Origin of the sequence: Sulfitobacter sediminivivens, assembly GCF_042611115.2 — a bacterium.
Classification (GTDB): Bacteria; Pseudomonadota; Alphaproteobacteria; order Rhodobacterales; family Rhodobacteraceae; genus Sulfitobacter; species Sulfitobacter sediminivivens.
Genome location: NZ_JBHGAR020000002.1, coordinates 41,709 through 66,946, shown reverse-complemented (window position 1 = coordinate 66,946; position 25,238 = coordinate 41,709). Strand labels below are relative to the sequence as shown.

Sequence of the window (25,238 nt, the reverse complement as noted above, 5' to 3'; positions counted from 1 at the left end):
AGGTGTAACATCGCTGCTTCAAGGTGGCGATATGTTGGTCTGACAACGGGAGAAAAAAATGAGACTCGAGAAAATCGGCGAGAAACTGGACAGATACTTCAACCGTCTTGAACAGGGCAAAGCGGCCAAGATTCAACCCAACCATGTAGAGAAAGTGATTTCAAAGCTTCGTGCAAAGCAAAAGCTGCTGCAAGAGGAGCTAGATAGTGCGGAAAAGCCATCGAAAAAGACCCGTCTTGAAAGCAAGCTCGCGATCGTAAGTGAACAAATTGAGCGTGCGGAGTGGCTGTTAGAAAAGATCGTTGTTTAGGTATCTGACGACGAAGCCGGTCATTCCCTTGGGCGAGGATTATGTCCTCCTTCGAAACCACAGAGGCCGGAGCGTGATCATGGATTGATACTGCTACAGGTATATTAGCGGGGCCGAGATCGCGCCAAGCTTTTTAAGTTATTGCACTTCGTATCTGATGCCTTTGCAGGCAGTCCGCTGGTTCTGCCACCAGTTTGTCTCGGGATATTCGAAGCTGTTACTTGGACCCGGACGCATGTTCGGTGTTTTCAGGTAGTCTAGTCAAAATTAGTCCGATACAATTTCGGTGCAGCGTTTCTTTCTTGTCCACTGCCCATACGACTGCCCCCCTTTTCACCAGATGTGGGAGCGGATAGCCAATGGTTCATTTCAGAAGACTGCCGTGGGGTGTTGATGCAAACTATCAAACAAGAAACGAAAAAGACCTGCTGCACACCCGCGAGGGGCGGATCGCTCAAGCATCCACAATTGGACTTCAAGGATGGCGGAAGTCACAGCGGTACAGAGACCGTAGTTGTCCCCGCCGGGTCTGCCTTCGTCGGCACCGACGCGCCGCAGATCCCGGACGACGGAGAAGGGCCGCTGCGCAAGGTCGCGGTCAAATCCTTTCGCATGGCCGTCACCACCGTCACCAATACCGAGTACCGCGCTTTCGTCGAGGATACCGGCTATGTGACCGAGGCGGAGCGCTTTGGCTGGTCTTTCGTGTTCTGGAGCCAGGTCCCACAAAGCGTCGGCCCCACCCAGGCGGTCAGCGAGGTTGAATGGTGGCGAAGGGTCGATGGTGCCTGCTGGTTCGCCCCAAACGGTCCCGAAACCGAAGACAATTGTCTGCCGGATCATCCTGCTGTCCACATCTCGTGGCATGACGCCCGCGCCTATGCGGCCTGGGTCGGTGGACGGCTTCCGACCGAAGTCGAATGGGAACACGCCGCCCGTGCCGGTCAGGGTGACGTCAGGTTTCCCTGGGGCGATGACGAGCCGAATGACGCCACGTTCACCCCCTGTAACATCTGGCAGGGTGATTTTCCAAAAGTGAACAACGCGACTGATGGGTATGTCACGACGGCACCTGCCCGGTCGTTTGAGCCGAACCCCTGGGGCCTCTACAATCTGGCAGGCAATGTATGGGAGTGGACCGCTGATCCTTACCGCGTCAAGTCGCTGAAACGCTCGGTCAAGGCGCGGCTGGCTGGGATGAAGCGGTATAAACTGTCAAAGGGCGGATCGTTTCTTTGTCACCGCAGCTATTGCTATCGATACCGCATCGCCGCCCGCTCCGGCTCGTCACCGGACAGTTCGACAACCCATCACGGCTTCCGCGTGGTCTGGTCGGTCTGAGCGCCTAGCGCATCTCGGCACAAAGAGTCTCGAACTGCGCCAACCCCTCGGGGATCCCACGAATGCCAAGCCCAGGTCCGTCAGAACACCGCCACATGCCGCCCGACACAGGCTCACCACCCTCAAAAAACATCGAACGGAGCGGATTTTCATTGACGTCGACCTCCAACAGGCCGTCGCCGCCAGCACCCGCGAGCAGTTCTGCCGATGCCGCCATGCCGATGCCTGCGCCAAGGAAGTGCGGGAAATAGCGGCGAGAGTTGGCAAGCGCATTGCGGGCCACCGCAAGATTACCTGTGACGCCGCCCCATTTCGCGACGTCCGGCTGGATCACGGACAGAACGCCTGCCTTGATCGCCCCGTCAAAGCCGGCTCGCCCGATGATGTTCTCTCCGCCTGCCAGCGGTACGGTTGCGTGATCCGCAAGACTCCGCCAGTCGGCGGCATCGCTGTATACCGGCAGCGGTTCCTCAAGCCAATGCAGCGGTACGCCCGCAATGCCTGACAGGAAGTCCTTGGCTTGTTGCAGGGACCAAGCTTGATTGGCGTCGCAGGCGATCAGTTCATTCTGCGCCAGATCCACCTGTATCCGGTGCACTGCGGCGATGTCGGCGTCCATATCAAAGCCGACCTTTAATTTGAAACGCTGGTGCCCCTCAACCCGTGCCCGCGGCATCAGATCCTGCGCTGCTGAAATCTGGATGCCGCTGGCATAGGCCGGCACACTGTCAGCCGCATCCTTGCCGATCAGACGGCGCAGCGGCAGCCCTTCGCGCCGCGCGGCCAGGTCCCAAAGCGCGATGTCCAGCCCGGCGATGACTTGCGCAAAAGGTCCAACCTCGCCGCATTGCACGGCGCGGATTCGGGTCTGCGCGTCGAGCTTTTGAAAGAAGTCGGTTGGTGAGGCGAAGGAAACGCCCAAGACCAGATGTGCGACATCCATTTCCAGCAGGCGCACCCGATGCTCGGCCCCTGCGGCGGGCCAGTTGGCCCAGACCTCACCCCAGCCAAAAGCGCCGTCCCGATCCTCGATGCGGACCAACACAGCCGGGCGGTCATGCATGACGCCAAATGATGTGGCGACAGGCTTTTTCGTCGGGCTGCGAAAGGCCCATGCCTGAATGCGGGTGATTTCGATCATGCAAGCAGGTCCATTTCCAGTCGCACATAATCGCTGCGATAGGTAACGTCGGCGAGGTAAATGATCCGATCCTGCGCGTCGCAGATCACGCGCCGGACTTCGACTACCGGGTCGCCAACCGCAAGGCCCAGCAGGCCCGCGGTGTCATAATCGCTTTTGCCAATGGTGAGCGACTGGCGCGCGCGGGCAATATCAATGTCGCCTGAATCAACCAGCACCGGCAGGGCAAGCTGGGTTCGGAACTCAGCTTCGTGGCGGGCAAAGACATCCTTTTCGAAGTAGATCGAGATGACACAATAGGTCTCGCCATCGCGCGTATGGGTGCGCCGCAACAGGTGATAGCCACGCTCTGACACCGTGCCGATCAACAGTTCGCCCGCCACATCCGCGTCCCGATCCTCCAAAAGGTCCAATGCCGGTTTGTCACCGCGATAGAGATCCGCCAGAGTTGAGAGGCGTGTGCCAAGATGCAACCTGTCCCTCGATGGAGGGGGCGGCAGCACCGTTGTGCCGCGGCCGCGCCGCGATTCCAGCAGGCCCTCTTCCTCAAGGATCTTCACAGCTTGCCGCACGGTAATCTTTGCCACCGAATATTGTGCCGAAAGAGCTGAAATTGTTGGCAAAAGTTCGCCCGCAGTCCAAACGCCCCGATCCAGATCCTGTCTCAGGATCTCGGCGATCTGAAGATAAAGCGGGGATCGGCTTTGCCGGAGCGTGTCTGTCATAGCGGAGGTCGTCCATATTAGTTCTAAAGTCCTATATATAGAATTTTTATTGCATCACCAGAGCTTTTGGATTAATCCCATTATTAGAACTTTTGGGGTGGATCGTGGCGGGCTTTGATTACATCATTATCGGATCGGGAACGGCAGGGTCGACATTGGCGTCCCGTTTGTCTGAAAACGACGCAGCGCGCGTTCTGGTCCTGGAGGGCGGTGGTGCTGATCGCGGTTTCTGGCTGAAGCTGCCGGTTGGGTACTACAAATCCATCTACGACAAACGCGTCTCGCACCTTTATCGCGGTGATCCGGACCCTGGCATCATGGGGCGACAGATGGATTGCCCGCGCGGACGTGTTGTGGGCGGGTCAAGTTCAATCAATGGTCTGATCTATATTCGTGGACAACACGCAGATTTCGACGATTGGGCCTCGCTTGGCGCGGATGGGTGGTCGTTCAACGATGTCCTGCCACACTTCCGCGCGGTCGAGACCTATGCCGGCCCGCCCTCGCAACTCCGCGGCGCACATGGGCCTTTGCAAATCTCGAACCTGCGCAACGACAATCCCGCCTGCAAGGACTGGCTGCAAGCGGCCAAGGGTCACGGTCTGCCGCAGAACGACGACTTTAACGGTGAAAGCGCGCATGGCGTCGGCGCGTATCAATTGACGCTGCGGGGCAAGTGGCGCGACAGCGCGGCAACGGCCTTTCTGCATCCCGCATTGCAGCGCCCGAACCTGACGTTGGAAACCCATGCCCACGTTACCCAGATCCTCTTCGATGGTACGCGCGCAACCGGCGTCCGCTATGTCAAGGACGGCAATGCACACGAGGTTCATGCCGATTGCGAAGTGATCCTGTGTGGTGGGTCCGTCCAATCGCCGCAGCTTCTGCAGTTGTCCGGTATAGGGCCGGCAGAGTTGCTGCGTGACCACGGCATTTCGGTGCGCCACGACGCGCCTGAGGTGGGTGAGAACCTGCAGGACCACCTGCAGATGCGCACAATTGTCGAGCTGGACGCGCGCGGTGCCTCTCTTAACGATCACATGCGCAACCCCATTAGCATGGCAAAAATGGGGTTGGAGTGGCTGTTGCAGTCGCGCGGGCCACTGACTGTGGGTGCCGGTCAGGTCGGGGGTGCGGCCTGCACAAAGTACGCCGAAAGTGGGCACCCCGATCTACAACTATTCGTCATGCCATTGTCCGTCGACAAACCGGGCAAGCCGCTGCATCGTTATTCCGGCTTTACGACCTCGTTCTGGCAGTGCCACCCGGAAAGCCGTGGCTCGATCCGGATCACCACGACCGATCCTTTTGCCGATCCGCGCATTTGCACGAACTATCTGTCGGCTGAGAAAGACCAAAAGGTCATCGTCGAAGGTGTCAGGCTGGTCCGCGCACTCTACAACCGCCCCGAATTTCGCCATCGCTGGCGGCGCGAGGTGATCCCCGGTGTCGAGCATCAAAGCGACGCAGAGGTGTTGGCCGCCGTGCGCCAGATGGCCGGAACGGTTTATCATCTGGTCGGCACCTGCCGCATGGGGTCGGATACGCGCGCAGTTGTGGACCCTCAGTTGCGGGTCAACGGCGTTGAGGGGCTGCGCGTCGTTGATGCCTCGGTCATGCCCAAAATCACGTCGGCAAACACAAACGCCCCCACTTTCATGATCGCCGAAAAGGCTGCCGCGATGATCCGCGATGCCGCCTTAGGTGCAAGACAGGACAATGCCCATGCCCATTGAAATCCGCAACCCCGCCGCCCCGGACCAGATCGTGGCGAGTTATGATGAAATGCCCATGGACGCTCTGGACGACTGTGTTGGCCAAGCGCGTCAGGCTCAGGTTGACTGGGCAAAGAAACCGCAGCCGGAGCGCGGTGCGCTGGTCGCCAGGTACATTGATGCGCTGGAAGCCCGCACCGAGGACATCGCCTTGTCCATCACCCGGGAAATGGGCAAGCCCATGGCAGAGGCGCGGGGCGAGGTCGGCAAGGCAATAGGCGAAGCGCGGGCCTGTATTGGCCGGGCCAGTGCACCGATTGGCGAGGTGTTTCCGTCGCAAATCCCCGGCACCGTCGCCTACTCGACGCGCCGCCCGCGTGGCGTGATCCTTGGCATCAATCCCTGGAACTTCCCGTTCAGCACACCGATGCGCAAGGCAATCCCTGCCCTCATCTATGGCAACGCAATCTTGCTTAAACCTGCATCTCTCACGCCGGGGGCAGTTGCCCTGATGGCCGAAATCGCCACCGGCATTCTGCCTGCGAACCTTTTGCAGGCCGTGATCGGCAGCGGTACGTTGGGACATGCCCTGACCGGGCACAAGGGTGTCAATGCCGTCAGCTTTACCGGATCGGTCGACGTCGGCAAACGGGTTGCCATCGCGGCGGCGGAACATCTGGCGGAAGTGTCGCTTGAACTTGGCGGCAAGAACCCGGCGATTCTGAACGACGCCAGCGATCTGGACGCCGCACTTGATCAGATCATGGCGTCGGCATTCGCGGTATGTGGCCAGAGGTGTACCGCAGTCAGCCGTGTCATCGTGCGCCGCGCGCTGGAGGCGGACGTCGTCGCAGGACTGGCACGGCGCGCAAACATCATGGAACCAATGGACGGCACGGCAGAGGGCGCGAAAATTGGCCCGCTGTCCAGCGCACAGCAACTTGAGGATGTGGACGGCTTTGTCGCCCGCGCCAGGTCCGAGGGCGCGACGGTCGCGGCGGGCGGGCACATGCTCGACACACCCACTGGCGGTTATTTCTATGCGCCGACCATTCTTTCCGGCGTCACGCGCGACATGGAGGTTGCTCGCGACGAGGTCTTTGGCCCGGTCCTGTCGGTGATCGCTTATGACACGGTGGACGAAGCGATGAGCATCGCCAATGATGTCGCTTTTGGTCTGTCGTCCTGTCTGTACTCGGAACGCACAGACGTGGTGGAACGATTTGTCGCCGAAAGCGAAAGCGGGATGATTCATGTGAACGCGGGCAGCTTTCCGGAAAACCACCTGCCTTTTGTGGGCGTCAAGAACAGTGCCATGGGCGTCGGCGGATCGAACGGCCCGTCGACCATCCAGTTCTATACCACCGAGCACACAGTCTATCGCCGGGCAAAGGTGTAACGGCGTGACCGACAAACCAAACATCCTGATGATCATGGCCGACCAACTGGCCCCGCAAGCCTTGTCGTTCTATGGCAACACGGTCTGCAAGACGCCGCACCTTGATCGGTTGGCAGCCGCCAGCGTGGTGTTCGACAATGCCTATTGCAACCATCCCGTCTGCGTGCCCTCGCGCGCCTCGATGATGTCAGGACGGCTCACGCCCGCGATAGAGGTCTGGGACAACGCCTGCGCCTTGGCCTCCGGCCAACCAACACTGGCACACCATCTGCGGCACCTGGGATATCACACTGTTCTATCAGGAAAGATGCACTTCATCGGACCCGATCAACTGCACGGGTTTGAAGAGCGCACGGTGACGGATGTGTACCCCTCAGGCTTTGACTGGGTTGCCGATTGGGAGGCCGGACCGGCCTTTGTGCCATCGGCCACAGGATTGAACGGTGTCGTCGATGCCGGACCCGCCGCACGCACCCTGCAGGAAGATTTTGATGAAGAAGTCGCGCATGCTGCGGTGCAGACGATCTACGATCTGGCAAGGCGCGGCAAAGATGCAGGCCCGTGGTTTCAGATTGCGTCCTTCACCAGCCCGCACACACCTTTCGTTGCAGGCCGGAAATATTGGGATCGTTACGATCCTGACGAGATTGATCTGCCAAAGGTCGGTACCCTGCCCTTCGACGATCTTGACCATGCGTCGCGCGCGCTGTTTTTTGCCCACGGGCGGCATCGGCATCGGGTGACAGAAGATGACCTGCGTCGTGCGCGCCACGGATACTACGCCATGATCTCGTTCCTTGATGACAAGGTCGGTGAGATCCTCGCGGCTTTGAAGGCCAGCGGACAAGCCGACAACACAGTCGTCCTCTTCTGCGCGGATCATGGCGAGATGCTGGGCGAGCGGGGCATGTGGTTCAAACAAAGCTTTTATGAATGGTCCGCGCGAGTGCCTTTGATGGTGTCCGCACCTCAACGATACGCGCCCAGACGGGTCCAAGACTGTGTGTCGCTGGTTGATCTGTTGCCAACGCTTGTGGGCATCGGGGGCGGCGAGGTGAGTTTGCCATGCGATGGTGAAAGCCTTGAACCTGCTTTGACCGGGGGCGCAACCCGCGATCTGGTGATCTCGGACTACTATGGCATCGGGCCTTGTGTGCCCTACCGCATGGTCCGTCAAGGACAGTTCAAGCTGATCTATACCCACAATCACCCAGACCTGTTGTTCAATCTCAAGGCGGACCCGGACGAATTGCAAAACCTTGCGGTCGATCCGACCCATGATGAGACGTTACAGCGGCTGAAATCCATTCTGCTGGACGGATGGGACCCCGACGAAATCGACCAACAGATTCGCACCAGCCAAGCCGAAAGGCTGTTTCTGAAAACAACGCCCGGCACGCCCGAGGACTGGGATTTCGTCGCCCGCATCGGCGACGAGACGCGCTATGTGCGGCGTGGATCGGGCGGCGTAGACGGGACCAAGGCCAATCGCCGTTTGCCCAAAGTTGAACCGATCGCAGCGCATTTTCCTGAGCTTTCTCAAGAAGATGTGGCCGCGATTATTGCCGGCCGCGTGACATTGCCAAGCTACCTTTCAGAAGACCGGCAGGATGTTGGCAACTCCTGAAATACACCCGTCTGGCCGAGAAATGATTGACAGAATCAATTCACCACAATTACAAACTAACAGATGGTTAATAAAGAATCCTCCAGCGCCACCCCCGCCAGTCTCCGTCGCACGCACCGGGGTCTTGTGTTAAGTCGTATTCAGGCAGAACCGGGTGTGTCCCGCGCCGAACTGGCACGACGCTTTGGCTTTTCCGAGATGGCCGCAACGCGCATCGCGCGGGATTTGCTTGGTGCCGAGATCATCGAGGAATTCGATCTCCCTGACGAAGACACCGGCAAGCAACGCCGTCTTGGACGTCCGCGCAAGGGCCTGCGGATTAATCCGCAAGGGGTCTTTGCGGCTGGCATAACTGTCTCGGCCTATTTTTCGGAAGTGTCGATCTGCGATGCGAACGGGCAGACGATTGCCCGAAGGGAGGTCAACAACAGCTCTTTTGAAGACGCCGCCGAAACTGCCCGCCTCTATTCAAACGCACTGAACGCCCTGATGAAGGATACGGACATCGACATCAGCCGGATCGTTGGTGTCGGCGTCGCCCTGTCCGCCAAAACTTCGCCAGATCGGAGCGAAATTGTCCGATCGGAATATTTTGGCTGGGAAAACGATGGCGGTCAGTTTTGGGACGAAGTGCGCCGCAACACCGGCCTGCCCGTCGTGATCGAGAACATCGCCAACGCGCTTGCACTTTCGGAAATGCGGTTCGGTGCGGCCCGTGGCATTTCGGAATTCGCTTTGGCCCATGTTGCGACTTTTGCAGGCGTGGGAGCCGTTTCGGAAGGGCGCGTTGTGCGTGGCGCTTCTGGTGACGCCGGGCGCATTGGCCACTTCCGCTCGCACCAACAGCCGTTGCGCTGCACGTGCGGACGAGACGATTGTCTGAACCTTTCCGCTACGGGGTTCGGTGTGCTGGCGAAGCTGAGCAAACTGGACCACGACACGTTTGATCGCTCGAAACTTCCGGTCTATGCCACATCACTTCTGGCAGTGATCGATGACGACGCGAATACCCGGTACTTGCAAGAAGCAGGGGCGGGCCTGGCCGATGCATTGGATCCGGTGGCCAAGATCTTGGCACCTGAGCTGATCATCCTGAGCGGAATTCTTGGATCCAGCAACGCTTACTTTGAAGGTGCTAAGCAAAGATTGACGGCCGCTTACGGCTACGGGCCAAACAACAGCTTCCAACTGGTGAAAGGCGAGGTTTCTCCTTCGGAGGCAGCAGCACTTCTGGCGCTGCATACGTTCTGTTATTCGGACCGGCTCGATTTCGAACGCCTGAACGACAATGCGTCAAATCATGACAAAGGTGCAGCCTATGCTTAGCGGATTACCAGACAGGTTTTTTGACTGGACCATCGGCATCGTGTCTTTGCTGCTGGTCAGCCTGACGCTTTACACTGCGTATTTCGGGGTTTTCCCGGACGGGCTTCAGCGCAGTGCTCATCTGCTTCTGGTGATGGCGCTGGTGTATGTGGCGGCCCTGCGTACGTCACTTAAAGACGAAGGGTCAAGCAGCCCATCGCGGACCCTGCAAACGCTTTGGATTGTGGTTGTTCTGACCGCGGGCATTATCGCGACCGGGCATCACATCATCAATTTTGACGCCATCAACGACCGTTGGGGCGAAATCACCGGGCTTGAAATCATCTTTGCCGTTATTCTGGTGATCGCGCTTTTTGATGCCTGCCGCCGGACCATTGGCTGGCCCATCGTTATCCTGGCGGCGATCTTCATCGCCTATGGGCTGCTTGGGTCTTATCTGCCTGATGGCCTGGCGCATCGGGGCTATTCCCTGAAACGGGTGGCGGCACAACTTTACTTGGGCGGCGGCGGTATCTTCGGTACACCTTTGGGCGTCAGCGCCACTTTTGTCACCGGGGTCGTTGTGTTGGGTGCGCTTTTGGAAAAGACCGGCGCGGGGCAGGTGCTGATGGACTTTGCCACTGGGCTGACGGGCCGGATGCGCGCCGGGCCCGCGAAAGCCGCCGTCGTCGGGTCCAGCCTGATGGGGATGATCTCGGGCACCGCCGTGGCCAATGTGTTGACCACCGGTCCGATCTCGATCCCACTGATGCGCAAAAGCGGATATCGCAAGGAAGCCGCCGGAGCCATCGAGGCTGTCGCCTCCACCGGTGGACAGTTGATGCCGCCTGTCATGGGTGCCGCTGCATTCATCATGGCCGAATTCACCTCGACCTCCTACCTGACCATCGCCAAGGCGGCCTTTCTGCCTGCGGTGATCTTCTATGCGGTCCTGTTGGCAATGGTGCATTTCGAAGCAGTCAAACGGAACATTCCCCTCCTGCGCGACGCAGATTCGATCACCGACTGGCAATCCATTTTAAGACGGTCCTACCTGTTGGCTCCGCTGCCAGTCTTTGTCGGCATGCTGCTGAACGGCTATTCGATCATGTTGTCATCCTTTTGGGCCGTGGCGGCGTCGGTGATCGTCAGTTTCTTCAGCCGGGCATCGGCACAAACACCGCGCCGAATGGTCGAGACGGCTGTTGCGGCGGCCAATGCTGTTATCCCTGTGGCGCTGGCTTGCGCGGCGGCAGGGTGCATCATCGGGATTATCACACTCACCGGCGTCGGACTGAAATTCTCGACCCTCGTTGTGCTGCTGTCTGGCGGGCATCTTCCGCTGGCACTGGTGCTGACCATGCTCACCTGCCTGATCCTTGGGATGGGTCTGCCCACGGCAGCGGCCTACATCCTTGTGGCGACGTTGGTCGCACCTGCGCTTGTTGATCTGGGCGTCGGGCTTCTGGCGGCACATCTTTTCGTGCTCTATTCGGCGATGTTGTCCTCGATCACGCCTCCTGTCGCGCTCGCGGCCTACGCGGCGGCTTCAATCTCGCAGGGTAATCCGCTAAAGATCGCTGTTCTGGCCTGCCAGTTCGGCATGGGTGCCTTCGCCGTGCCCTATTTCTTCGTCTATGATCCCGCCCTTCTGGGGATAGACGTCACCTGGGTCCAAGTCATATTGTCGTTCCTCACCGCAATTGCAGGCGGCGTCTGCGCCAGCATCGCGATGATGGGCGTTTTCGCCTACCGCCTGAGTATCATTGAACGGCTTGGCTTTGCCTTGGCAGCTTTGTTGTTCGTAAGCTCGGACTGGCGATTAGACGCTTTGGCGGTGCTGGTCGCAGCGGGGCTGATCGTCTGGCACATGCGCAAGGGCACAACTCACACATTCACAACAACAGAAATCGGATCAGAACCGGTCAATTCAACCTCAAAGGGAGATATCCAATGAAATATACGCTTAGAAACACCCTGCTTGCGGCGGCCACAGTTCTTGCACCGGTCGCGGCCCACGCCGAATTCCTGTCCATCGGGTCCTGCCCCGTCGGCTGCACGGCCTACACGTGGTCGGCTGGCATCGCCGATGTCATCAACAAGAACGTCGAAGGCATTGAAGCCACGGCGGAGGAGACCAAAGGCTACGTCGCCAACATCAAACTGCTGCAGGATGGTGAGATCGAGGCGTCGATGGCAACCTCGCTGTCCTCTTACGAAGCTTGGGCGGCAACCGGGCCATATGAGGGTACCGAGCCCGGCAAGATCATGTCATGGATGTCCATCGCACCAGTTGGGATGCATATCATCGCCCTAGAAGGTGGCCCAATCAATTCGGTCGAGGATCTGAAAGGCAAGCGGGTCGGCATGGGTCAGCCCGGTGGCGTGTCGATGCTGGACGCAAATGTGCTGATGGGCATGGTGGCTGGCGAAGACTTCGAAGCCTTCCGCGTGCGTCTTGGCGACATGGTGGACATGCTGAGCGATGGCAACATCGACGCGGCGCTTTGGAACGGCTCCTTCCCGCTGCCGCCCGTTATCAAACTGTCCGCGCAGCGCGACATGAAGTTGATCCCGATCTCCGACGCGTTTTTCGCCGAACTCAACGCCAAGTATCCACCCTATTTCCGCCTCACAATTCCCGGAGGCACCTATGAAGACGTGCCGAGCGAAACGCCCAGCTACGGACTTGCCAACGGGTTGGTGATCTCGGCGGATGTTTCCGAGGATCGCGTTTACGAGATGACCAAGGCAATTTTTGAGAACCTCGACATGTTGGCAGGCGTGCATCCTGCGTTTAGCCGGGTGTCAAAGGAAACTGTCTTGAACGGTTTTGGTGCCCCACTGCATCCCGGTGCGCTGAAATACTACCGCGAAATCGGTGTGCCCGGCATCGAGGAATTCGTGACCCGCACCGGCGGCTGATCCACCCCTCCCAACTCCGCCCGGACCCACTTTCGGGCGGAGACACTTGCGCAAGGAAATCCCATGAAACGCCCCAACATCCTCGTCATTCAAGCCGACCAGATGACCGCACTTTGCCTATCTGCCTATGGCAAGCCCTATGCGATAACACCGAACATCGACAAATTGGCTGCGAATGGGACGACCTTTGCCAACAGCTATTGCAACAACCCGGTCTGCGGCCCCTCGCGCGCCTCGATGATGACCGGGCGGCTGCCCTCGGATGTCGGCGTCTTCGACAACGGGGCCGAGTTTCTGCCGTCTGAACCGACCTATGCCCATTACCTGCGTACCCTTGGCTACAAGACGACGCTTTCGGGCAAGATGCACTTTGTCGGGCCGGACCAACTGCACGGGTTCGAGGAACGCCTGACCACCGATATCTACCCGTCCGATTTTGCCTGGACGATGGACTGGGACAAAACGGACGAGGCCTATGCCCCATCGGTTATGAGCCTGCTCAGCGTGGTTGAATCCGGTTCTTGCGAACGAAACCTGCAATTGGATTATGACGAAGAGGTTTTCATCGCAGCCCGTAAAGAGCTTTATGATCACGCGCGATCCACCGACGACCGCCCGTTCATGCTGCACGTCTCATTTACACAACCGCACAACCCATTCGTCGCGGGCCGCAAATACTGGGACATGTACGAAGGCCGCGACATTCCCGAACCAGAAGTGCCCTTTATCCCCTACGAGGAGCGGGACCCCTGGTCGCAGCGTTATTTCATGACCATCCGGCAGGACGAATTCGACATCACACCGGAACAGCTGCACAATTCACGCCGCGCTTATTTTGCCATGGTCACGCAGATTGATGAACTCGTCGGCGGCCTGATCGGGACATTGAAAAGCATTGGGCAGTTGGACAATACGTATGTTTTCCTAATCTCGGATCACGGCGAAATGCTGGGTGAACGTGGCATGTGGTTCAAGTTCAACCCTTACGAGGCCTCAATTCGTGTGCCAATGATCATGCAGGGCCCCGGCGTCAAGGCCGGTCATCGCGAGGAGGCATTGGCCTCGCTTGTTGATCTCATGCCGACATTCACCGATATCGCCAGCGGCGGCAGCTTCGACGGGTATGTCGCGCCTCACGATGGCCAAAGCCTGCTGGACCGACCCGAACGCAACGGACCCCACGACCGGGTTTTCATCGAATCTACTGGCGAAAGCCTTTATGGCCCTGCGTTCATCATGATCGAAGGATCAAAAAAATTGGTCTACACGCGTACCGATCCCAAGATGTTCTTTGACACGGAAGCTGACCCACTGGAGCTAACCAACCTTGCGGACGCGCCTGAGCATCAAGCTCAAATCGAACGCATGTTCACGGCCATGATGGAGCGATGGGACGAGGCGGACCTAGAGGTGCGGATACGCAACTCGCAGAAGAAGCGCATGTTCGTTCATGAAGCCATGAAGCACGGCCGCTTCCCGACATGGGACTTCGGGCCCGATTATGATCCCGGCAAAGTCTATGTCCGTGGCGGCACCGACCCCAGCACAACCGCAACTAAGCAACGCGGACGTTTCCCTTATGTGCCAGTCACACCGCCGCAGTTTCCGCGCGACGCCAAGAAGTGAAGCTTTATGCAGACGGGAAACTTGAACTTGCCCGCAAGTTCACGAGAGTTGCACATTACTATGCGGGCCAAACAAGGCACTGAATCCCATCGCGCGTAGGTTAATTCATGATGGCGGCCAATTCAGAGACTGGTAATTTCCAATCCACTCGGGCCGCATTGCCTAGGTGTTCCACCCGCCGCCCCTGTCATGTCGGGCACTGGGTGTTCAGTCCCGGCATCCGGTGGATCGGATCAAAGATGAACAGTCCGGGTCTGATGTCCAGGTTTGGAAGATGTATTCGCAGGGCGTAAGACCGCCTTTTCATCAAGTCGGGTTAAAGCGGTTCTACCTGATAGATGGAAACACGTTTGTTTTCTTAACGACACCATAGACAAAACTGCTGTCGATGGATGCGATACTGCCAATAGAATGCAACTTTCGACGTACGAAATTTTCGTAATCTGCAAGGTCGACCACAACCACGCGAAGCAAGTAGTCCGACGCGCCAGTCATGACAAAGCATTCCAGCACCTGATCTACGCGCGCGATGTCTGCTTCAAATTGCCTGACCTTAGCCTCTGTGTGGCTTTCCAGTTTGATATGAACAAATACGGTGACCGGCAGCCCATAGGCATCCGCATCAATGTTGGCACTGTAGCCCGTGATAACTCCGCTTTGTTCCAGCAGCTTGAGCCGCCTGAGACAGGGAGAAGGTGACAGATTTACCTCTGCCGCCAAGTCTTGATTCGTAATGCGGCCATTTCGCTGCAGGGCTCGGATGATCCGTTGATCTTTACTGTCAATTTTCTTCATTCATTAGCATATAGTGCCAATATACGAGCTATTCAAAGCATAATTTGAAATCGCTGTGCTGTGGTGTTGCAATATTTTGATCCTTGAAACTAGGGAGCAATCCAATGCGCAATCGACCAGACAGCTTTTCGACACGTGCCATCCACCATGGTTATGACCCAATGGCAAACGAAGGCGCTTTGACGCCGCCATTGCATCTGACATCAACCTTTGCCTTTGAGACGGCGGAGGCGGGCGGAGAGATGTTTGCCGGGGACCGCGCAGGGCATATCTATTCTCGGATTTCCAACCCAACATGTGATTTGTTGGAACGTCGTATTGCAGTGCTGGAGGGGGCCGAGGCCGGATTGGCGCTGGCATCGGGCATGGGGGCGATCACTGCGACCATGTGGACACTTCTTGCCCCCGGAGACGAGGTGATCCTGGACAAGACCCTCTATGGCTGCACGTTTTCGTTCATGCAGCACGGGTTGGCCAAATTTGGCGTGACGGTGACCCATGTGGACCTGACGACGCCGGAAAACCTGACAGCGGTGATCAGCGCCAAGACCAAGGTGGTGTATTTTGAAACCCCCGCAAACCCCAACATGCGGCTGGTCGATATTCAGGCGGTGTCTGATATCGCGCATGCACATGACGCTTTGGTTGTGGTCGATAACACCTATGCAACGCCCTATCTGACGCAGCCAATCACACATGGCGCGGATATTGTTCTGCACTCAGCCACCAAATATCTGGGGGGCCATGGCGATGTTGTTGCTGGGCTGCTGGTTGGTTCTGCCGAACTGGTATCGGAAATTCGCCTTTATGGCATGAAGGATATGACGGGTGCCGTGATGGCACCGTTTAATGCGATGTTGATCTTGCGAGGCCTGAAAACGTTGGAACTGCGCATGGACCGCCACTGTTCCAGTGCCGCGACCATTGCCGAGATGCTGGAGCAGTCACATGGCGTGCAGAAGGTCTGGTATCCGGGGTTGACCAGTTTTGAGCAGCATGACGTGGCCCAAAGACAGATGGCGCAGTTTGGTGGTATGATTGCGTTTGAGCTGGAGGGCGGCCTGGAAGCAGGGCGCGCGATGATGAACAGGCTGCAACTGATCACCCGCGCGGTGTCACTGGGCGATGCGGAAACGCTGGTGCAGCACCCCGCCAGCATGACCCATTCCACCTACACACCCGAAGAACGCGCCCTGCACGGCATCAGCGAAGGGCTGGTACGCCTGTCCATCGGGCTCGAGGGGATTGATGACGTGATTTACGATTTGGAACAAGCTTTGCCCAAACCGCAAACGCGCAACGCTGCATAAGGAAATTCGACATGTCCAAAGACCTCAAAGCCATTGAACAGCGTCTGCTGTGGCTGTCGCATTGGATGATCCACCACGCCAACCACATTCGCCCCAAGGCCGATGGTATCAAGGTGGGTGGGCATCAGGCATCTTCGGCGTCGATGGTGTCGATCATGACGGCGCTCTATTTCTCGGCGCTCAAGCCCGAGGATCGGGTGGCAGTCAAACCGCATGCCTCGCCCATATTTCACGCCATCCAATACCTGATGGGCAACCAAACGCGCGAGAAGATGGAAAATTTCCGCGGTTTTGGTGGGGTGCAAAGCTATCCTAGCCGTACCAAGGACGTGGATGACGTGGATTTCTCGACCGGCTCAGTTGGGCTGGGTGTGGCCATCACGTCGTTTGCGTCCATCGTGCAGGACTATATTCAGGCCAAAACCTGGGGCAAAGGGGTGCCGATGGGGCGCATGGTGGCGCTGGTTGGCGACGCCGAATTGGATGAAGGCAACATTTATGAATGCCTTCAGGAAGGTTGGAAGAATGATCTGCGCAATTGCTGGTGGGTGATCGACTATAACCGCCAATCGCTGGACGGGATCGTGCGCGAGGGGCTGTTCCGCCGTGTTGAGCAGATATTTGACGCCTTCGGCTGGGATGTCGTGCGGGTCAAATACGGTGTGCTGCAGCGGGCGGCCTTTGCTGAGCCCGGCGGCGACAAATTGCGTCAGTGGATTGATGATTGTCCCAATCAGCTTTATTCCGCGCTGACCTTCATGGGCGGTGGGGTGTGGCGGCAACGTCTCATGGATGCTTTGGGTGATCAGGGTGATGTGACCGCGCTGATCGACGGGCGTAGCGATGATGAGCTGGCCGCTTTGATGGAAAACCTTGGTGGCAACTGCGTCGAGACCATGGCCGAAACGTTTGCGTCGATTGATCACGACCGCCCGGTCTGTTTTCTGGCCTATACGATCAAAGGCTGGGGCACGCCAATCGCAGGCCACAAGGACAATCACGGCGGATTGATGAACAAGGCCCAGATGGCCGAATGGCAGAAATACATGGGTGTGGCCGAGGGTGAGGAATGGGAAAAATTTGCCACCATTGCGGACACCGCAGCCTTTCAGGACATGCTGAACAACGCGCCCTTCTTCGCCAAAGGCCGCCGTCGTTACACGGATGATATTATTGATGTTCCGGCGATTGCGCTGTCCTCGGATCGAGAAATCTCAACCCAGATGGCGTTTGGCAAGATCCTGGATGATCTTTCCAAAGGCGACACTGTGCTGGCGCAGCGTATTGTCACCACCTCGCCCGATGTGACCGGCACAACCAATCTTGGCCCGTGGGTCAACCGGCGCAAATTGTTTGCCCGTGCCCATCAGGAAGACACGTTCAAGGCGGAAAACATCCCCTCCACGGCAAAATGGGAATTCACGCCCGAAGGCCAGCATATCGAATTGGGCATCGCCGAGATGAACCTCTTTTTGCTGCTTGGCGCGGCAGGGCTGTCGCATTCGGTTTTTGGCAAAAGACTGATCCCCATCGGGACGGTCTATGATCCGTTTGTGTCGCGTGGCCTCGATGCGCTGAACTATGCCTGCTATCAAGATGCGCGCTTCATGATCGTGGGTACGCCATCGGGTGTGACGCTGGCCCCTGAAGGTGGCGCGCATCAATCCATCGCCTCACCGCTGATCGGCATGAGCCAGGACGGTCTTGCAGCGTTTGAGCCTGCCTTTGCAGATGAATTGGCGGTGATCATGGAATGGGCCTTTGCTTACATGCAAAAAGATGGCGAAGGCGACCCGGATGAGCGCACCTGGCTGCGCGACGAAACGGGTGGGTCGGTGTATTTGCGGCTGACCACCAACCCGATTGAGCAGCCCGGCAAGCGAGTCGACGATGCCTTTCGCCGGGGAGCCATTGATGGTGCGTATTGGCTGCGCAAGCCGGGCCCGAACTGCGAGATCGTGATTGCATATCAAGGCGCTGTGGCACCTGAGGCGATCAAGGCTGCAGGTCAGATCGCTCAGGGCCGACGAGACGTTGGCGTTCTGGCCATAACATCGGCAGACCGACTAAATGCCGGCTGGACGGCTGCGCAACGGGCGCGTGCAAACGGCATTCAGGATGCTAAGTCACACATCGAAACGTTGCTGGCAGATGTGTCGCGCAGTTGCGCCCTGATCACGGTGATCGATGGTCACCCAGCCACACTGTCATGGCTGGGCTCGGTTCTTGGACATCAAACGATCCCGCATGGCGTCGAACATTTTGGTCAAACTGGAACCATTGCCGAGCTGTATCATCATTTCCGCATCGACGCATATGCGTTGGCACAATCCGCCAGTGAACTGTCGCATGGTCGAAAAATTTCCCTGATCTCGGCTGTAGGATAGCAAGAGCAAACATGGTTCACCGCGCAGCATCTGTCAGATTGGGTTCTATGCGGTCATCCGACTGTTTTGTTCAAATGACCACTTCATCAAGTCAAGCAGTCCTTGCAATCCATCGTTCGAAAACCCTCACTTCGACAGCAGCTTCTACCAGCACCGGGCATTCAGCAAAAACTGCCGGATGACCGGATTGCGGACTTTGCCGTCTTTGCTATGAACCACAGCACCCGTCACTTTGGCCTCAAAGCAGACATCGGCTCATAATGTCGGGCACCTCGGTACATCTTGCTGGCCCGTCTGCCTGCATCCTCCCATCACAAAGCCCTGATCCCTCTGGCCCTTGCGCCCGCTTCAGGTCAACATATCTCCAAGAGATCACCCCAAATGAAGCGAGACCCATATGACCGATATCTACACACCGCCCAAAGTCTGGACATGGGAGGCCGAAAGTGGCGGTCAATTCGCCAGCATCAACCGCCCCATCGCCGGGGCCACGCATGACAAAGACCTGCCCGTTGGCAAACATCCCCTGCAGCTTTACTCACTGGCCACCCCAAATGGCGTCAAGGTCACTATCATGCTTGAGGAATTGCTGGCCGCTGGTCACCCCGGTGCCGAATATGATGCGTGGCTGATCAAGATTGGGGACGGGGATCAATTTGGGTCGGGATTTGTCGATGTGAATCCCAATTCCAAGATTCCGGCGTTGATGGACCATTCCGGTGACACGCCCCAACGCGTTTTCGAATCCGGGGCAATCCTGCTCTATCTGGCTGAAAAGTTTGGGGCGTTCCTGCCTACGGACCCGGCCCAGCGGACAGAGGCACTGTCGTGGCTCTTCTGGCAGATGGGCAGCGCGCCGTATCTGGGCGGTGGTTTTGGCCATTTCTACGCCTACGCCCCCGAGAAATATGAATATCCGATCAACCGGTTTTCCATGGAAACCAAACGACAGCTGGACGTTCTGGACCGCCATTTGACCGACAATGAATACCTTGCAGGCCCGTATTCCATTGCCGATATCGCCATCTGGTCGTGGTACGGGCAACTTGTGCTGGGCCGGCTTTATTCAGCGGCTGAATTTCTCGATGTGACTTCTTATAAGAACGTGCTGCGGTGGGCCGAGGCGATTGATGCACGTCCCGCCGTGAAGCGAGGCCGCATGGTCAACCGGACCTTTGGCGATGACCTCTCAATGCAGTTGCACGAACGGCATGATGCCGAGGACTTTGAAACCAAGACCCAAGATAAAGTTGCGCCGCAAGAATGAGGGTTTCGCCCCACCGCCAAAGTGGTGGGGCGATAAACCAAGTAAAATAATCAGGAATACCTTGCATCCCAGACGAGAATCTGTTTCTTACTGTTTTAGTCAGATTAACTTAACACTCAGGTTCCCCCATGGCTCTTTTCAAAACAACCACCACAGCAATTGCTCTTATGACAGTCGCGCTGCCCGCTTTCGCCGAAGGTGAGGTAAACCTTTATTCATCGCGTCACTATGACACTGATGAACGTCTCTATTCCGATTTCACCGAACAGACCGGCATCACCATCAACCGCATCGAAGGCAAAGCAGACGAGCTGGCCGCACGCATGCAGGCCGAAGGGGCAAATTCACCCGCTGACGTATTGATCACTGTTGATACAAGCCGCCTGAAACGCGCCAAGGACATGGGACTGCTGCAGCCAATCGACAGCGAAACCCTTGAAGCGCGTATCCCCGCGAACCTTCAGGACGTCGACAACATGTGGTTCGGCTTTTCGCAGCGCGCGCGGATCATCTTTTACAATCTCGAAACCGTAGGTAATCCGCCGAAAACCTATCTCGAACTGGCTGATCCATCCTACAAAAACCAAGTGTGTATTCGGTCATCAACCAACACATACAACCAGACCTTGCTTGCCGCCATCGTCACTCATGAAGGCGAAGAGGTTGCAACAAAGTGGGCGCAAGGCGTGGTCGACAATATGGCGCGCGCGCCTCAGGGCGGCGACACCGATCAGCTGCGCGGCATTGTCTCTGGCGAATGTGATATTGCGGTGTCCAACACCTACTATTTCGCCCGTGCGATCCGCACCGATGTGGACGGCGTAAGCGCCAGCATCGGCAAAATCGGTCATGTCTTTCCCGATCAGGACGGCAACGGCGCGCATATGAACCTGTCGGGCGCGGGGGTCGCAGCCCATGCGCCAAACAAGGACAATGCGGTGAAATTCCTTGAATATCTCGCCTCAGATCAGGCCCAGCAATACTTTTCAGCAGGAAATGATGAATACCCCGCTGTCCAAGGTGTCACCTTGGCTGCATCGGTGGAACAGCTTGGCACATTCAAGGCCGACGAGGTCAACCTGTCTGAGGTGGCGGAAAACCTGCCAAAAGCACAGAAAATCTTTGATGCGGTTGGCTGGGAATAACGCGGCCAAAACGCTGGTATATCTCTGGTTGAAAGACGAATGACGGGCCATCGTGGTCCACCATTTTTTAGTGAAGAATTGATCGGGTGCCAGGCCTGATGGTCACCTGTTCCCTCCCGATGCGTGCCCTTCCAGGATGCTGCGCGCAATCGCAGCTCGATCATAGCCTGTTTCCGGGCTATGGGCGGCATGCTCTTGCGGCGGGACTTTCATCGCCGCACGCCGCCTTAGGTGCCACACCCACAGGGCAAACGCCAGAATCATGATGGGCAGGGATAACATGATGGCTGCGCTTGCACTCATATTCAATTTCCATTGTTAAACTGATCTCAGACCATAGGCCAAACCGCTGCAAAATTCAACTTTCCGTTCTACGGCAGTGGTTTACATGTCTATTTCTGCCGCCCAACCTGACGGCAAATCAGGATCACAGGCAGAAGCCCCATGGCGACAATTACCAGTGACGGTACCGCTGCACCGTCCAGCCGCTCGTCGCTCGCTAACCGATAGGCCTGCACCGCCAACGTGTCATAATTGAACGGTCGCATGATCAGCGTTGCGGGCAATTCTTTCATCACATCGACAAACACAATCAGCAACGCCGTCAGCAAGCTGGGTGCGAGGATGGGCAGATGCACCCGGCGCAAGGTGCCCATCGGGGTCTGACCCAGCGACCTTGCGGCCGCGTCCATATTGGCATGGACCATCGCCTGCCCGCCCTCGTACGCACCCAGCGCCGCCGCGAGAAACCGCACCAGATAGGCGGTCACCAGCAACCAGATCGATCCGGTAACAAGCAGCCCTGTCGAAATATCAAAAGTACTGCGCATCCATGCATCAAACGCGTTGTCAAACGCGGCAAACGGCACCAGCAATCCCACGGCAATAACGCCCCCCGGTACGGCATATCCCAACCGCGACACATAGGCGGCACTGCTCGCCAACCGTCCGGGTCGCGACCGTTGGAAAAACCCGACGCAGATCGCCGCGAGAACCGTCAGTATCGCGGCAACCCCGGCCAGCGTGACAGAATTTCGGATGAACCCCAGATAGCGCGGGCTCAGCAGATCCTGCTCTGAGCCCAGGCCCATCGCCAGCAAAATCACAATCGGCAGCAAGGCCCCGAAAAACACCGGCACACCACACAGCACCGTGGCTGCAAGCGCATGCCACCCTTTCAGTTGCACGGGCGGCATCGCTTGGCTTCTGCGGGCCGGATCATGGTACTTGGCACGGCCGCGCTGCAACCGTTCCAACATGGCCAGCAAAAGCGCAAAGCTCAGCAAACACAACGCCAGCTGCGCGGCCCCGGCCCGGTCAAACAGCGAAAACCAAGAAGTGTAGATGCCCGTGGCAAATGTCTGAACCCCAAAATACGCAACGGTGCCAAAATCCGCGATGGTTTCCATCACCGCCAGCAATACGCCACCAGCAATGGCCGGGCGAGCGAGGGGCAGGCTGACCTTGAAAAACGCCGCCCAAGCACTTGATCCCAAGGCACGGGCCGCCAAAAAGGTCGTGCCGCTTTGTTGAAGAAACGCCGCACGGGCCAGCAAGTAAACATAGGGATATAAAACGAGGATCAGCATCACCGCCGCACCGCCCAGCGATCTGATCTCAGGAAACCAGTATTCGCGCGGGCCCCACCCTGTCACATCGCGCAACATGGATTGCACAATGCCCGGATGATCAAGCACATGGGTATAGGCATAAGCCAACACATAAGCCGGAAAGGCCAGCGGCAGAACCAGTGCGATTTCCAATACTTTGGCACCGGGAAAGCGTGTCATTGTGACCAGCCACGCGGCCCCCACGCCAATGGCAAAGGTCCCGATCGACACCATGACCACCAGCAACAGCGTGGTCGCCGCATACCGTCCCAATACCGTGTCGATGAGGTGTTGTACTGTCTCCGTGCCGCCACTGAGTGCGGCAATCAGGACGGCCAGCATCGGTAATGCACAGATGATCGCCACACATACCGCCGCAACGGCAAGGCCATTCACCCCATCGCGGGGTTTTGCTTTAGACAAGGCTGGCGCATCGTTTCGGGTCATGCCCCTATTTCGACTATTTCAGTCGGGATTTCCAGTGCGGCTTTGTCCAATGATTTCGCACGGATTAATCGTATGTCCGCTGATCCTCGATCACCAAGCCATCGCGGGGCAGGCTGCCGGGTTCTACGACCACAACCTTGCCTTTCAGCTTCAGCAATTGAACGACCGACTGGGCATAGGCATCTGCATCACCGCCTGCACTTTCGATCTGCACAGTCATCACATCCTGCTCACCTGCGCGGCTGGCAATCACCCGTACCTTGTTGACCTCTTCATGATGCGCGACCAGTGCGGCAACCTGTTCGGGCCGCACGAACATACCCTTGATCTTGGTGGTTTGATCGGCACGGCCCATCCAGCCCTTGATCCGCGTATTGGTGCGCCCACACGGGCTTTGACCCGACATTACCGCGCTCAGATCGCCCGTCGCAAACCGGATCAAAGGATAATCCGGGTTCAGCGATGTGACCACAACTTCACCCACTTCCCCTTGCGTCACCGGGATACCAGTTCCGGGGGTCACGATCTCAACAATCACGCCTTCATCTATGATCATGCCTTCCATCGCGGAGGTTTCATAGGCGACATTGCCAAGGTCAGCGGTGGCGTAACACTGCAGGCAGGCAATGCCGCGGTCCTGATAATACTGACGCAGAGACGGGAATAACGCCCCACCCCCAACGGCAGCTTTGGTGATGCCAAGGGACACACCCATTTCATCGGCTTTCTCAAGTATGATCTTGAGGTAATCGGGCGTCCCGGCATAGGCGGTTGTCCCGACATCCCGTGCCGCCGCGACCTGCAATTCGGTCTGGCCTGTGCCAGCGGGCAACACCCGTGCCCCCACCGCCCGCGCGCCACTTTCAAACATATGCCCGGCAGGCGTGAGGTGATAGCCAAAGCAATTCTGCACAGTATCTGACGCGCCAATCCCCGCAGCATACAAGAACCGCCCCATCCGAAACCAATCATTCTCCAGCGCGCCGGGTTCATAGATCGGTCCAGGCGATTGGAACACATGGGTGACATTACCAATTTCGATCCCGCCAAACGGCGGTCGGGCCTTTTGCCACTCAACCAGATCGGATTTGCGCAGCACCGGCAACTGCACCAGATCGGCAGCAGTTTTGACCTCAGCCGCCGCATCCCGCCAGTCTTGCGGTGCCATCGTGATGGCCGCCAGTCGGGTGCGCAACAGCGCCGATTGCTCGGCCTCGCGCTGATCGGCGCTGCGGGTCTCTAGATCATCGAAAAAGGAGGAGGTCGGCATACAGCAGACTTTCTATGTTAGCGTATCGCATGATGGGTGGTGCGGCTTAGCTCAACCAGCGTTTGCGGCGGCGGTAACTGCGTACATCGCGAAATGATTTGCGGCCCTCATCGGACATGCCGAGGTAGAATTCTTTCACGTCCTGATTTTCGCGCAGATCCTTGGCGGGACCATCCATGACCACACGGCCAGATTCAAGGATGTACCCATAATGCGCAAACCGCAGGGCCACGTTGGTGTTCTGTTCAGCCAAAAGAAAGGTCACGCCTTCCTTTTCATTCACCGATTTTACAATCTCGAATATCTGTTCCACCAACTGCGGGGCCAACCCCATTGAAGGCTCATCCAGCAAAATCGTTTCAGGCCGCGACATCAACGCCCGTCCAATCGCACACATCTGCTGTTCACCACCTGATGTGTATCCGGCCTGTGATTTGCGCCGTTCGCGCAGGCGCGGGAAATACTCATAGACCATCTCAAGATCAGCGGCGATAGCCGCCTTGCCTTCGGTGCGCGTGTACGCCCCGGTCAGCAGGTTTTCCTCAACCGTCAGATGTTCAAAACAATGGCGGCCCTCCATCACCTGAACGACACCGCGTTTCACGGTTTCGGCAGGATCGGTGTGCTGAATTTCATTGCCGCGATACTTGATCGATCCTTTGGTCACCTCTCCACGCTCGGAGGCCAACAACCCCGATATCGCTTTTAGCGTCGTGGTCTTGCCGGCCCCATTGCCGCCAAGCAACGCCGTGATCCCACCCTTGGGCACGTTCAAACTCACGCCCTTCAAAACAAGGATCACGTGGTTATAGATCACCTCGATGTTGTTCACCTCAAGCAGGTTCGTGGCAGTGGCGTCAACAGTGGTGGCGGTGTCCAGCATGGGCTTCACC

General features: G+C 57.6%; 20 protein-coding genes. 13 read left to right on the top strand and 7 right to left on the bottom strand.

Annotated features, from left to right (window positions below; translation table 11 throughout):
- Nucleotides 1–58: 58 nt before the first annotated feature.
- Complete coding sequence (locus ACEWL3_RS02655; RefSeq protein ID WP_386177480.1) at nt 59–310, top strand: hypothetical protein; 252 nt, start codon at nt 59–61, stop codon at nt 308–310.
- Between the two features lie 393 nt (nt 311–703).
- Nucleotides 704–1,651, top strand: a complete 948-nt coding sequence (locus ACEWL3_RS02650; protein ID WP_386177479.1) for a formylglycine-generating enzyme family protein — start codon at nt 704–706, stop codon at nt 1,649–1,651.
- A 4-nt stretch (nt 1,652–1,655) separates the two neighbouring features.
- Here the strand turns inward: ACEWL3_RS02650 and ACEWL3_RS02645 are convergent, their stop codons facing one another.
- The gene (locus tag ACEWL3_RS02645; RefSeq protein ID WP_386177478.1) at nt 1,656–2,792 is read right to left on the bottom strand and encodes a mandelate racemase/muconate lactonizing enzyme family protein; all 1,137 of its coding nucleotides are present in this window, start codon (nt 2,790–2,792) and stop codon (nt 1,656–1,658) included.
- The gene (locus ACEWL3_RS02640) at nt 2,789–3,517 is read right to left on the bottom strand and encodes a GntR family transcriptional regulator (protein WP_386177477.1); all 729 of its coding nucleotides are present in this window, start codon (nt 3,515–3,517) and stop codon (nt 2,789–2,791) included. Before ACEWL3_RS02640 ends, ACEWL3_RS02645 begins: the two co-directional genes overlap by 4 nt.
- A gap of 104 nt (nt 3,518–3,621) precedes the next feature.
- Between ACEWL3_RS02640 and ACEWL3_RS02635 the strand changes: the two genes are divergently transcribed.
- The 7 genes from ACEWL3_RS02635 (at nt 3,622) to betC (ACEWL3_RS02605) (ending at nt 14,114) form a co-directional block, all read left to right on the top strand.
- On the top strand, nt 3,622–5,253 hold the full coding sequence (locus ACEWL3_RS02635; protein WP_386177476.1) for a GMC family oxidoreductase: 1,632 nt from the start codon (nt 3,622–3,624) through the stop codon (nt 5,251–5,253).
- Nucleotides 5,243–6,631 (top strand): aldehyde dehydrogenase family protein, encoded by a 1,389-nt coding sequence (locus ACEWL3_RS02630; protein WP_386177475.1) that lies wholly within the window; start codon nt 5,243–5,245, stop codon nt 6,629–6,631. The genes ACEWL3_RS02635 and ACEWL3_RS02630 overlap by 11 nt, the downstream gene beginning before the upstream one ends.
- Before the next feature lie 4 nt (nt 6,632–6,635).
- A complete protein-coding gene (gene betC, locus ACEWL3_RS02625; RefSeq protein ID WP_386177474.1) occupies nt 6,636–8,258 on the top strand; it encodes a choline-sulfatase in 1,623 nt (540 codons plus the stop codon).
- 126 nt (nt 8,259–8,384) lie between these two features.
- Complete coding sequence (locus ACEWL3_RS02620) at nt 8,385–9,584, top strand: ROK family protein (protein ID WP_435000487.1); 1,200 nt, start codon at nt 8,385–8,387, stop codon at nt 9,582–9,584.
- Nucleotides 9,577–11,520 carry a TRAP transporter permease gene (locus ACEWL3_RS02615; RefSeq protein WP_386177472.1) on the top strand — a complete coding sequence of 648 codons (1,944 nt, stop codon included), beginning with the start codon at nt 9,577–9,579 and terminating at the stop codon, nt 11,518–11,520. The genes ACEWL3_RS02620 and ACEWL3_RS02615 overlap by 8 nt, the downstream gene beginning before the upstream one ends.
- Entirely contained in the window at nt 11,517–12,488 is a 972-nt protein-coding gene (locus ACEWL3_RS02610) for a TAXI family TRAP transporter solute-binding subunit (protein ID WP_386177471.1), read from the top strand. Before ACEWL3_RS02615 ends, ACEWL3_RS02610 begins: the two co-directional genes overlap by 4 nt.
- 63 nt (nt 12,489–12,551) lie before the next feature.
- Nucleotides 12,552–14,114 (top strand): choline-sulfatase, encoded by a 1,563-nt coding sequence (betC, locus tag ACEWL3_RS02605; protein WP_386177470.1) that lies wholly within the window; start codon nt 12,552–12,554, stop codon nt 14,112–14,114.
- A gap of 327 nt (nt 14,115–14,441) precedes the next feature.
- Here the strand turns inward: betC (ACEWL3_RS02605) and ACEWL3_RS02600 are convergent, their stop codons facing one another.
- Nucleotides 14,442–14,900, bottom strand: a complete 459-nt coding sequence (locus ACEWL3_RS02600) for an Lrp/AsnC family transcriptional regulator (protein ID WP_386177912.1) — start codon at nt 14,898–14,900, stop codon at nt 14,442–14,444.
- 113 nt (nt 14,901–15,013) lie between these two features.
- Here ACEWL3_RS02600 and ACEWL3_RS02595 point away from each other — a divergent pair, with 113 nt between their 5' ends.
- The 4 genes from ACEWL3_RS02595 (at nt 15,014) to ACEWL3_RS02580 (ending at nt 21,018) form a co-directional block, all read left to right on the top strand.
- Entirely contained in the window at nt 15,014–16,219 is a 1,206-nt protein-coding gene (locus ACEWL3_RS02595; RefSeq protein ID WP_386177469.1) for a methionine gamma-lyase, read from the top strand.
- A gap of 11 nt (nt 16,220–16,230) precedes the next feature.
- Nucleotides 16,231–18,606: a thiamine pyrophosphate-binding protein gene (locus ACEWL3_RS02590; protein ID WP_386177468.1), complete on the top strand. Its 2,376-nt coding sequence runs from the start codon at nt 16,231–16,233 to the stop codon at nt 18,604–18,606.
- A gap of 397 nt (nt 18,607–19,003) precedes the next feature.
- Nucleotides 19,004–19,873, top strand: coding sequence for a glutathione-dependent disulfide-bond oxidoreductase (yghU, locus tag ACEWL3_RS02585; RefSeq protein ID WP_386177467.1), 870 nt, complete (start codon nt 19,004–19,006; stop codon nt 19,871–19,873).
- Between the two features lie 128 nt (nt 19,874–20,001).
- Nucleotides 20,002–21,018: a Fe(3+) ABC transporter substrate-binding protein gene (locus ACEWL3_RS02580; RefSeq protein WP_386177466.1), complete on the top strand. Its 1,017-nt coding sequence runs from the start codon at nt 20,002–20,004 to the stop codon at nt 21,016–21,018.
- Nucleotides 21,019–21,120: 102 nt separating this feature from the next.
- Here the strand turns inward: ACEWL3_RS02580 and ACEWL3_RS02575 are convergent, their stop codons facing one another.
- The 4 genes from ACEWL3_RS02575 to ACEWL3_RS02560 all read right to left on the bottom strand — a co-directional run bounded on the left by ACEWL3_RS02575 (nt 21,121) and on the right by ACEWL3_RS02560 (nt 25,228).
- Nucleotides 21,121–21,321 (bottom strand): hypothetical protein, encoded by a 201-nt coding sequence (locus ACEWL3_RS02575; RefSeq protein WP_386177465.1) that lies wholly within the window; start codon nt 21,319–21,321, stop codon nt 21,121–21,123.
- Between the two features lie 89 nt (nt 21,322–21,410).
- Nucleotides 21,411–23,075 (bottom strand): ABC transporter permease, encoded by a 1,665-nt coding sequence (locus ACEWL3_RS02570; RefSeq protein WP_386177464.1) that lies wholly within the window; start codon nt 23,073–23,075, stop codon nt 21,411–21,413.
- A 64-nt stretch (nt 23,076–23,139) separates the two neighbouring features.
- Nucleotides 23,140–24,345 (bottom strand): phenylacetate--CoA ligase family protein, encoded by a 1,206-nt coding sequence (locus ACEWL3_RS02565; RefSeq protein ID WP_386177463.1) that lies wholly within the window; start codon nt 24,343–24,345, stop codon nt 23,140–23,142.
- A gap of 46 nt (nt 24,346–24,391) precedes the next feature.
- Complete coding sequence (locus tag ACEWL3_RS02560; protein WP_386177462.1) at nt 24,392–25,228, bottom strand: ABC transporter ATP-binding protein; 837 nt, start codon at nt 25,226–25,228, stop codon at nt 24,392–24,394.
- Nucleotides 25,229–25,238 lie beyond the last annotated feature (10 nt).